Source organism: Streptomyces colwelliae (assembly GCF_048158785.1).
Lineage (GTDB): Bacteria > Actinomycetota > Actinomycetes > Streptomycetales > Streptomycetaceae > Streptomyces.
In genome coordinates, this window is sequence record NZ_JBLTJC010000386.1 from 1 (window position 1) to 9,498 (window position 9,498).

Here is a 9,498-nt window from a genome sequence, read left to right on the forward strand (position 1 = left end):
GGCTACCGCCCCGAGCGGCCCGCACGCCCCGTAGGGGCTGCCTTTAAGGGGCGCGGGGAACTGCGCGACCAGCCCCCACCGGCCCGCGGTCAACGAGACACCGCACCGCCCCCCGACAGGCGGACCAGGCCGATCGCCCTCATCCTGAGATGGCTCGGGGCAGCCTAGACCGCAGCGGAGGCCCGTACGTGGCTACCGTCCTCTATCGCCTGGGGCGTCTGGCCTTTCGCCGGCGCTGGTATGTGACCGTTGTCTGGGTCGTGATCCTCGCGGGTCTCGGCTTCGCCTCCGCCAGGGCGGCCGACGCGCCCGCCACCACCTTCTCCACCCCGGGCGTCGAGTCTCAGCGCGCCTTCGACCTGATCCAGCAGCGCTTCCCCGGAGCGCAGGCGGACGGCGCCGTGGCCCGTGTGGTGTTCGTCGCCCCCGATGGGCAGAAGATCACCACCGGCACGGACCGGGCGGCCGTCGTCCGGCTCGTCGACGAGGTCTCCGGCGGACCGCAGGTCGCGAGTGCGGTCAACCCGTTCCAGGCGGGCGCGGTCAGCGAGGACGCGACGACCGCGTACTCGACGATCACGTACACGGTGCAGGCCAGCGACCTCACCGACACCGCCAAGAACAACCTGAGCGACGCCGCACAGCAGGCCCGTGACGCGGGCCTCACCGTCGAGATCGGCGGCACCGCACTCGCCGCCGAGCCCTCGGCGGGCGGAGTGGGCGAGATCCTCGGCGTCGCCATCGCCGCCGTAGTGCTGCTGATCACCTTCGGATCGCTCGCCGCCGCCGGACTCCCGCTGCTGACCGCGATCCTCGGCGTCGGCATCTCCATGACCGCGATCACCGCGCTGGCCGCCACCTTCGGCCTCTCGGACACGACCGGCACCCTCGCCACGATGCTGGGCCTGGCCTGCGGGATCGACTATGCGGTGTTCGTCGTCTTCCGCTACCGCGAGGAACGCGCCAACGGCCACACCACCGAGGAGGCGGCGGGCCTGGCCGTGGGTACGGCCGGTTCGGCGGTCGTCTTCGCCGGACTCACCGTCGTCATCGCACTCGCCGGGCTCTCCGTCGTCGGCATCCCCCTCCTCACCAAGATGGGCCTGTGCGCGGCCGGCGCGGTCGTCATCGCCGTCCTCATCGCGCTGACCCTCGTGCCCGCCCTGCTCGGCTTCTGGCCGCGCGCCGTCCTCTCCCGCCGCTACAAGACGACCGGCCGCCGCATCCAGGGCGTGGCCGGCAACATGGGCAGCCGCTGGGCGGGCTTCGTGCTGCGCCACCCCTGGCCGGTCCTGCTCGGCACGGTCGTCGGCCTGGTGGTCCTCGCGCTCCCCGTGATCGGGCTGCAACTGGGCCAGTCCGGCGACGAGGCCAAGTCCACCGCGACCACCGAACGCCGCGCCTACGACGACCTCGCCACGGCGTTCGGGCCCGGCTTCAACGGCCCACTGACCGTCGTGGTCGATCTCACCGACTCCGCCCACCCCAAGGCCGCGGCGGCCACGGTCGAGCGTCGGATCGCGGCAGTACCGGGCGTGGTGTCGGTGACCCCGGTCCGCTTCAACTCCACCGGAAACACCGCCCTGTTCACCGCCGTACCCGCCGAGGCGCCCACCAGCCAGAAGACCGTCGACCTCGTCCACACCATCCGCGACGACCGCCCCGCGATAGAGACGGCGGCCCCCGGCGCGACCTTCGAGGTCACCGGCACCACCGCCCTCAACATCGACGTGGCCCAGAAGGTCAGCGGCGCCCTGGTCCCGTACCTGATCGTGGTCGTAGGCCTGGCGGTCCTGCTCCTCCTGCTGGTGTTCCGCTCGATAGTGATCCCGATCAAGGCGGCCGTCGGCTTCCTGCTCTCGGTGCTGGCCGCCCTCGGCTGCGTGGTCGCGGTCTTCCAATGGGGCTGGGGCGCGAGCCTGTTGGGCGTGGAGACCACCGGCCCGATCATGAGCCTGATGCCGATCTTCCTGGTGGGCATCGTGTTCGGCCTGGCCATGGACTACGAGGTCTTCCTAGTCTCCCGCATCCGCGAGGCCTACGTCCACGGCAGCGAGGCCCACGCCTCGATCGCGACCGGGTTCCGCTACAGCGCCCGGGTCGTGACGGCCGCCGCCCTCATCATGATCTCGGTCTTCGCGGGCTTCATCACGGCCGGCGACTCCATGATCAAGATGATCGGCTTCGGCCTCGCGATCGCCGTCCTCTTCGACGCCTTCATCGTCCGCATGGCCTTCGTACCGGCCGTCCTCGCCATCATGGGCGACCGCGTCTCCTGGCTACCGGGCTGGCTGGACCGCCTCCTCCCGAATGTGGACATCGAGGGCGAGACCCTCAGCAGACAACACCCGGCGAGCGGGAGCGCCCCTTCAGGGGCGCGGGGCTGAATCGATATGCGGCTCCGCCGCGTGGGCGCGACCAGCCCCCACCGATCCGCAGAAAACAAACCACTGATCCAACGGGCCGCTCAGACGACCGGCTTCCCCGTCAACTCCACCCCAGCCGAGCGCAGTTCCTCAAGCGCTCGGTCGGTGGACTCCTTCGCCACCCCAGCCGTCAGGTCCAGCAGCACCTGCGTACGAAAACCTTCCCTCACCGCATCCAACGCCGTCGCCTTCACGCAGTGGTCCGTCGCGATCCCGACGACATCCACCTCGTCGATCTCCCGCGCCCGCAACCAGTCCCCGAGCGACACCCCGTTCTCGTCCCGCCCCTCGAACCCGCTGTACGCCGCCGCGTACGCCCCCTTGTCGAATACGGCGTCAATCGCCCCGGAGGCGACCGCGGGCGCGAAGTTCGGATGGAACCCGACGCCCTCCGTGCCCGCGACACAGTGCGCGGGCCAGGAGTGCGCGTAATCCGGGTTGTCGGCGAAGTGGCCGCCGGGCGCGATGTGGTGGTCACGGGTGGCCACTACATGGCGATACCCGGCGGGCGCCTGCCCGATCAACTCGGTGACGGCGGCGGCCACATCCGCGCCACCGGACACCGCGAGACTGCCTCCCTCGCAGAAGTCGTTCTGCACGTCAACGACGATCAAGGCGCGGCGCATGGTGGTGTCCTTCGACGGTGGGTGAACTTCGAGCCTAGAGACTCCGGCGGCACTACGGGAGGGCGCACCCCGGTTTTTCGGACCTGTCTTACCTGTTGGGCCTGTCTTAACTACCCGACCGCAGATGTACGTACTCCGTCGGAAGAACAGCCTCCCCGCGCGACAACTGGGTCGCCGACAACGGCAGGTTGGCCCGCACGACAGCGTGCCGGTCCCGTACGACGTCCAGCGGTTCGCGCGCGACGACCTCGCCGCCCTTGACCAGCTCGACGAGCAGCTGCCGGTCGGCCAGTTCGGCGGGGACGGGCCCGGTGCCGATCACCTCGGCCTCCGCGATCCCGTCGCCGTCCAGCCGCCGTGCCGCCCACTTGCGCCCGCCGATCGACGTCTTGCCGCCGCTGGACTTCTTCGCGACCGGCACCAGCGGCGCCTTCGGGTCGGCGGACTCGGCGCGCGCGACCAGCTTGTAGACCATCGAGCAGGTCGGGTGCCCGGAGCCGGTCACCAGCTGGGTGCCGACGCCGTACGCGTCCACCGGCGCCGCCGCCAGCGAGGCGATGGCGTACTCGTCCAGGTCGGAGGTCACGACGATCTTCGTGTCGACGGCGCCCAGCTCGTCCAGCTGCTGCCGCACCCGGTGCGCGACGAGCAGCAGGTCGCCCGAGTCGATGCGGACGGCGCCCAGTTCGGGCCCGGCGACCTCAACTGCCGTACGGACGGCCTCGGTCACGTCGTACGTGTCGACGAGCAGCGTGGTGTTGCGGCCCAGCGAGTCCACCTGGGCCTGGAACGCGTCGCGTTCGTTGTCGTGGAGCAGGGTGAAGGCGTGCGCGGAGGTGCCGACGGTCGGGATGCCGTAGCGGAAACCGGCCGCGAGGTCGGAGGTGGTGGCGAAGCCGCCGACGTAGGCGGCGCGGGAGGCGGCGACGGCGGCCAGCTCGTGGGTGCGGCGGGCGCCCATCTCGATCAGCGGGCGGTCACCTGCGGCGGAGGCCATGCGGGAGGCGGCGGCCGCGATCGCGGAGTCGTGGTTGAGGATGGAGAGGACCACCGTCTCCAGGAGCACGCACTCGGCGAACGAGCCCTCGACGCGCATGATCGGCGAGCCCGGGAAGTACACCTCGCCCTCCGGGTAGCCCCAGACGTCACCGCTGAAGCGGTAGGCGGCGAGCCACTCCAGGGTCTCCTCGTTGACGACGTTCCGCTCGCGCAGGAAGCCGAGGACGTCCGCGTCGAACCGGAAGTTCTCCACCGCGTCCAGGACGCGCCCGGTGCCCGCGACGACGCCGTAGCGCCGCCCCTCGGGCAGCCTCCGGGTGAAGACCTCGAAGACCGAACGCCGGTCGGCCGTCCCCGCTTTGAGGGCGGCCTGCAGCATCGTCAGCTCGTAGTGGTCGGTGAAGAGCGCCGTCGAGGGAACGTCCACCGGCAGCCCAAGGTCCGCTGTGTTCATGGCAAGGGATCGTACTCCCATCTCGTCACTCTGACGATTTGTGGGGTCCATTTGTGCGGAGGCCCCCTTCTGGTGGCAGCATGGGCCGTGTGACGTCACCCGCACCCCTGGAGATCGAACGCACCGAGTCGGCGGAGGAGGTCTTCGCCGTACCCGAGCCGGACGTCCCCTGGGTCACGATCGTGCACAACGACCCGGTCAACCTCATGAGCTACGTCGCGTATGTCTTCCAGGCGTACTTCGGCTACTCCAAGGACAAGGCCCACAAGCTCATGCTCGACGTCCACCACAAGGGCCGCGCGGTCGTCTCCAGCGGAAGCCGCGAGGAGATGGAACGCGACGTGCAGGCGATGCACGGCTACGGTCTGTGGGCCACCCTCCAGCAGGACCGGAAGTAGCGACCCATCCCGATGCCAGGACATTTCGAACCGCTCCGCGACGGCGGCGCCGCCGTCGCCCTCGACGACGTCGAGATCTCGATCATCCGCTCGCTGGCCGTGCAGCTCCTGGAGCTGATCGGCCCAGGACCGGGTGAGGACGCCTCCGACGACCCCCTCGCGGAACTCTTCGCCGAGGGCCCGAGCGAGCCGCCCGCCGACCCGGTGCTCCGGCGCCTGTTCCCGGACGCCTACACCGACCCGGAGCAGGCCCCCGACTCCCCGCAGGACGCGGAGGAACGGATGGCGCACTCCGCCGAGTTCCGCCGCTTCACCGAGAACGACCTCCGGGCCGGCAAGCGCGAGAACGCCCTCGCGGTGGTCCGCACCCTGGACTCGCTGACCCCCGGCGGCGACGGCGGCGCGATCCTCAAGCTCACCGCCGAGGAGTCCCGGCAGTGGCTCGGCTCGCTCAACGACCTGCGCCTGGCGATCGGTTCACGCCTCGACATCGCCGACGAGGACGACACCGACGACCTCTACCGGCTCCCGGACGAGGACCCGCGCAAGCCGATGGTGATGGCGTACCTCTGGCTGGGCGGCCTCCAGGAGACCCTGGTCAACACCCTGATGCGCTGACCGCGACAGCCGCCGTCCCGGCCCCTCGGAGTTCGATCCGAGTTCGATCCGAGTTCGATCGGAGTTCGCTCAGAGGACGCTCAAATCCGAATAACGATCACGTCACCGCGACGGCCAGGAATGCTGGCCGTCGCTCCTTTTTGTCCGCTTCTTCCTGTGGTGTACGCCACAAACGCCCCCGTCGATCAAGATTGCGACCGTGATAAATCTTCACGACCGCCCGGCGGACGCCACCCATGTCCCGCCGGGTTCGCCATGCGGCCGACGGACCTCGGCCGGGCAGCTCCAGTCCATGGGGGGATTCGGAGAAAGGCGCACCACACATGACCTCCGCTCAGGTCGGGACGGACAAGACCCCCGAGGAGGGGTACGAGCGCGGGCTCGGCAGCCGTCAGGTCCAGATGATCGCGATCGGCGGCGCCGTCGGCGTCGGACTGTTCCTGGGAGCCGGGGCGAACATCGCCAAGGCCGGCCCCAGCCTCATCTTCATGTACGCCCTCGCGGGCGTGATCATCTTCTTCATCATGCGGGCACTGGGCGAACTGCTCCTGTACCGCCCGGTGTCGGGCTCCTTCGCGGAGTACTCCCGCGAGTTCCTCGGCCCGTTCTTCGGCTACTTCACCGCCTGGACGTACTGGCTGATGTGGGTGGTCACCGGCATGGCCGAACTCACGGCCGCCGCCATCTACGTCAACTACTGGTTCCCGGCCGTCTCCCAGTGGGTGACCGCGCTCGCCTTCCTGGTGATCCTCTTCGTGGCCAACCTGATCTCGGTGAAGCTCTTCGGTGAGATCGAGTTCTGGTTCTCGATGGTCAAGGTCACCGCCCTCATCGGCATGATCGTGATCGGCCTGGGCGTGCTCACCTTCGGCTTCAGCAGCGCCGGTGACACCGCCTCCGTCGCCAACCTCTGGCAGTTCGACGGCTTCTTCCCCAAGGGCATCGGCTCGTCCCTGATGACCCTCCAGGGCGTCATGTTCGCCTACCTCGCGGTCGAGCTGGTCGGCGTCACCGCGGGCGAGTCCGAGAACCCGGAGAAGACCCTCCCCAAGGCGATCAACACCCTCCCGTGGCGCATCGCCCTCTTCTATGTAGGCGCCCTCACGGTCATCCTCTGCGTCGTCAAGTGGACCGAATTCGCCCCGGGCGTCAGCCCGTTCGTCGAGGCGTTCGCGAAGATCGGCATCCCGGCGGGCGCCGGAATCGTCAACTTCGTCGTCCTCACGGCAGCCCTCTCCTCCTGCAACTCGGGCATGTACTCCACCGGCCGCATGCTCCGCACCCTCGCGGACAACGGCGAGGCCCCGAAGGTCTTCAGCAAGCTCTCCGCCTCGAAGACCCCGGCGACCGGCATCACGATCTCGGTGGCCTTCATGGGCATCGGCGTGGTCCTCAACTACGTAGTCCCGGAGAAGGCGTTCGGCTACGTCACCTCGGTCGCCACCGCCGCCGGCATCTGGACGTGGTTGATGATCCTGATCAGTCACGTCCTCTACCGCCGCGCGGTCGACGCGGGCCGCCTCCCGGCCTCGTCCTTCCCGGCCCCCGGCGGCGCGAAGTTCTCCTACGTGGCCATCGCGTTCCTGCTCTTCGTCACCGGCCTCATCGGCTACGACCCCGACTCCCGCGTCTGCCTCTACGTCATGGCCGGCTGGACCCTGGCCCTGGGCGCCGGCTGGTTCGTCCTCAAGTACCGCAACCCGCAGGTCACCGAGCGCCGCGACCTGGAGTTCGAGAAGGTCGGCTAGTCACGCGCTTTCACCATGTGGGCCGTCCTGTACCACCACTCGGTACAGGACGTCCCACCCGTCGCCCACCACCACCCTGCCTGACGCGCTGCGCGCGGCCCCTTTTGATTTCCTGCTTATCCTGACGACCATGCCGACCCTGACCATCACCCAGGCCCTCTTCGACCAGATCGTCGCCCACGCGCGCGCGGACCACCCCGACGAGGCGTGCGGAGTCGTCGCGGGCCCGGAGGGTGAGGGCCGCCCCGAGCGCTTCATCCCGATGCTGAACGCGGCCCGCTCACCCACGTTCTACGAGTTCGACTCGCAGGACCTGTTCAAGCTCTACCGCGAGATGGACGACCGCGACGAGGAGCCGGTGATCATCTACCACTCCCACACCGCGACCGAGGCCTACCCCTCCCGCACCGACATCTCCTACGCCAACGAACCCGGCGCCCACTACGTCCTCGTCTCCACCGCCGACTCCGACGAGGCCGGCCCCTTCCAGTTCCGCTCGTACCAGATCCTGGAAGGCGAGGTCACGGAGGAGGAGGTCAAGGTGGTGGAGTCGTACTGATCCGGTCCTGATCTCGTACTCCGGATGAAATCCGTCCGAAGTGTGAGATCCCCTACCGAGGACCGGACAGGGAATCGATACGATGAGCCCATGGTTCTTCTCGACGTGAGCGACAAGGCGCCGGGCACGCTGCTCGTGGCGCGGCTGCACGTCGACCTGTGCAGGCTCAGCAGCGCCATCTGTTGACCCTCGCGCAGTCGCCGTAGGCCGTGCGCCCCGGCGCGCCCATGATCGTGCCGCGCGCCCACCGAGACCAGACCCCTTCCGCTTCCGACAGGAGCCCCTTGCCATGGCCATCGAGGTCCGCATCCCCACCATCCTCCGCACGTACACCGGCGGCGAGAAGGCCGTCGAGGCTGCCGGTGAGAACCTCGCCGCGCTCTTCGCCGACCTCGAGACCCGGCACGCGGGCATCCAGGCCCGCATCGTGGACGGCGGCGAACTGCGCCGCTTCGTCAACGTGTACCTGAACGACGAGGACGTTCGCTTCCTCGACGGCATCAACACCAAGCTGTCGGACGGCGACAACGTCACGATCCTGCCGGCCGTCGCCGGCGGCATGCGCTAAGGCCCGCTGACCGCTGATGCGTTACGACTCCCCGCTGGCCGCGGTGGGCAACACCCCTCTGGTGCGCCTGCCGCGGCTCTCGCCGTCCACCGACGTCCGCATCTGGGCCAAGCTGGAGGACCGCAACCCGACCGGCTCGGTCAAGGACCGCCCGGCCCTGCACATGATCGAACAGGCGGAGAAGGACGGCCGCCTCACACCCGGCTGCACCATCCTGGAGCCGACCTCCGGCAACACCGGCATCTCGCTCGCGATGGCCGCGAAGCTCAAGGGCTACCGCATGGTCTGCGTGATGCCCGAGAACACCTCCCAGGAACGCCGCGACCTGCTCAACATGTGGGGCGCGGAGATCATCCCCAGCCCCGCGGCGGGCGGCTCCAACACGGCAGTCCGCGTGGCGAAGGAGCTCTCCGCCGAACACCCGGACTGGGTCATGCTCTACCAGTACGGCAACCCCGACAACGCGGGCGCCCACTACGCCACGACCGGCCCGGAGATCCTCACCGACCTCCCGTCGATCACCCACTTCGTGGCGGGCCTCGGCACCACGGGCACGCTGATGGGCGTAGGCCGCTACCTCCGCGAACACAAGCCGGACGTGAAGATCGTCGCCGCCGAGCCGCGCTACGACGACCTCGTCTACGGCCTCCGCAACCTCGACGAGGGCTTCGTCCCCGAGCTCTACGACGCGTCCGTCCTGACGACCCGCTTCTCGGTCGGCTCGGCCGACGCGGTCACCCGAACCCGCGAACTCCTCCAACAGGAGGGCATCTTCGCCGGCGTCTCCACGGGCGCGGCCCTCCACGCGGCGATCGGCGTGGGCAAGAAGGCCGTAGCGGCGGGGGAGACCGCGGACATCGCCTTCGTGGTGGCGGACGGCGGCTGGAAGTACCTGTCGACGGGCGTGTACACGGCGGCAACGACAGAGGAAGCGATCAAAACGCTCCAGGGCCAACTCTGGGCATGATGAAAAGGGGCTGAGGGCAGCTAGGTCAGGGGCGCGGGGAACTGCGCGACCAGCCCCCACCCGCCCGCAGTCAAAGAACAACCGTTAGCCGGTGAGGTGACGGACCTGATCCCACAGGACCGGGTCCACCACCCC

General features: G+C 69.2%; 10 protein-coding genes. 8 read left to right on the top strand and 2 right to left on the bottom strand.

Annotation, left to right across the window (positions count from 1 at the left end; all coding sequences use genetic code 11):
* Positions 1 to 188 precede the first annotated feature (188 nt).
* Positions 189 to 2,387, top strand: a complete 2,199-nt coding sequence (locus tag ACNFOC_RS44845; protein ID WP_416964767.1) for an MMPL family transporter — start codon at positions 189 to 191, stop codon at positions 2,385 to 2,387.
* An 80-nt stretch (positions 2,388 to 2,467) separates the two neighbouring features.
* On the opposite strand, the gene ACNFOC_RS44850 is transcribed toward ACNFOC_RS44845, so the two are convergent.
* Complete coding sequence (locus tag ACNFOC_RS44850; RefSeq protein WP_416964768.1) at positions 2,468 to 3,052, bottom strand: nicotinamidase; 585 nt, start codon at positions 3,050 to 3,052, stop codon at positions 2,468 to 2,470.
* A gap of 106 nt (positions 3,053 to 3,158) precedes the next feature.
* A complete protein-coding gene (locus ACNFOC_RS44855; RefSeq protein ID WP_416964769.1) occupies positions 3,159 to 4,505 on the bottom strand; it encodes a nicotinate phosphoribosyltransferase in 1,347 nt (448 codons plus the stop codon).
* Positions 4,506 to 4,585: 80 nt separating this feature from the next.
* Here ACNFOC_RS44855 and clpS point away from each other — a divergent pair, with 80 nt between their 5' ends.
* From clpS to ACNFOC_RS44890, 7 genes are all read left to right on the top strand, one after another.
* Positions 4,586 to 4,903 (top strand): ATP-dependent Clp protease adapter ClpS, encoded by a 318-nt coding sequence (gene clpS / locus ACNFOC_RS44860; protein WP_416964770.1) that lies wholly within the window; start codon positions 4,586 to 4,588, stop codon positions 4,901 to 4,903.
* Positions 4,904 to 4,915: 12 nt separating this feature from the next.
* Complete coding sequence (locus ACNFOC_RS44865; protein ID WP_406125946.1) at positions 4,916 to 5,521, top strand: DUF2017 domain-containing protein; 606 nt, start codon at positions 4,916 to 4,918, stop codon at positions 5,519 to 5,521.
* Positions 5,522 to 5,844: 323 nt separating this feature from the next.
* Positions 5,845 to 7,269 (top strand): amino acid permease, encoded by a 1,425-nt coding sequence (locus tag ACNFOC_RS44870; protein WP_416964771.1) that lies wholly within the window; start codon positions 5,845 to 5,847, stop codon positions 7,267 to 7,269.
* Between the two features lie 130 nt (positions 7,270 to 7,399).
* Entirely contained in the window at positions 7,400 to 7,828 is a 429-nt protein-coding gene (locus ACNFOC_RS44875) for a M67 family metallopeptidase (protein WP_416964772.1), read from the top strand.
* Positions 7,829 to 7,918: 90 nt separating this feature from the next.
* Positions 7,919 to 8,014 (top strand): putative leader peptide, encoded by a 96-nt coding sequence (locus ACNFOC_RS44880; protein WP_019056721.1) that lies wholly within the window; start codon positions 7,919 to 7,921, stop codon positions 8,012 to 8,014.
* Between the two features lie 103 nt (positions 8,015 to 8,117).
* On the top strand, positions 8,118 to 8,396 hold the full coding sequence (locus ACNFOC_RS44885) for a MoaD/ThiS family protein (RefSeq protein WP_416964773.1): 279 nt from the start codon (positions 8,118 to 8,120) through the stop codon (positions 8,394 to 8,396).
* 16 nt (positions 8,397 to 8,412) lie between these two features.
* On the top strand, positions 8,413 to 9,363 hold the full coding sequence (locus ACNFOC_RS44890; protein WP_329250623.1) for a PLP-dependent cysteine synthase family protein: 951 nt from the start codon (positions 8,413 to 8,415) through the stop codon (positions 9,361 to 9,363).
* Positions 9,364 to 9,498: the final 135 nt, after the last annotated feature.

Coding starts and splice junctions, on each gene's coding strand:
- ACNFOC_RS44850 (WP_416964768.1), bottom strand. CDS start 3,052: ATGCGCCGCGCCTTGATCGTCGTTGACGTGCAGAACGACTTCTGCGAG.
- ACNFOC_RS44875 (WP_416964772.1), top strand. CDS start 7,400: ATGCCGACCCTGACCATCACCCAGGCCCTCTTCGACCAGATCGTCGCC.
- ACNFOC_RS44870 (WP_416964771.1), top strand. CDS start 5,845: ATGACCTCCGCTCAGGTCGGGACGGACAAGACCCCCGAGGAGGGGTAC.
- clpS (WP_416964770.1), top strand. CDS start 4,586: ATGGGCCGTGTGACGTCACCCGCACCCCTGGAGATCGAACGCACCGAG.
- ACNFOC_RS44880 (WP_019056721.1), top strand. CDS start 7,919: ATGGTTCTTCTCGACGTGAGCGACAAGGCGCCGGGCACGCTGCTCGTG.
- ACNFOC_RS44865 (WP_406125946.1), top strand. CDS start 4,916: ATGCCAGGACATTTCGAACCGCTCCGCGACGGCGGCGCCGCCGTCGCC.
- ACNFOC_RS44890 (WP_329250623.1), top strand. CDS start 8,413: ATGCGTTACGACTCCCCGCTGGCCGCGGTGGGCAACACCCCTCTGGTG.
- ACNFOC_RS44855 (WP_416964769.1), bottom strand. CDS start 4,505: ATGAACACAGCGGACCTTGGGCTGCCGGTGGACGTTCCCTCGACGGCG.
- ACNFOC_RS44885 (WP_416964773.1), top strand. CDS start 8,118: ATGGCCATCGAGGTCCGCATCCCCACCATCCTCCGCACGTACACCGGC.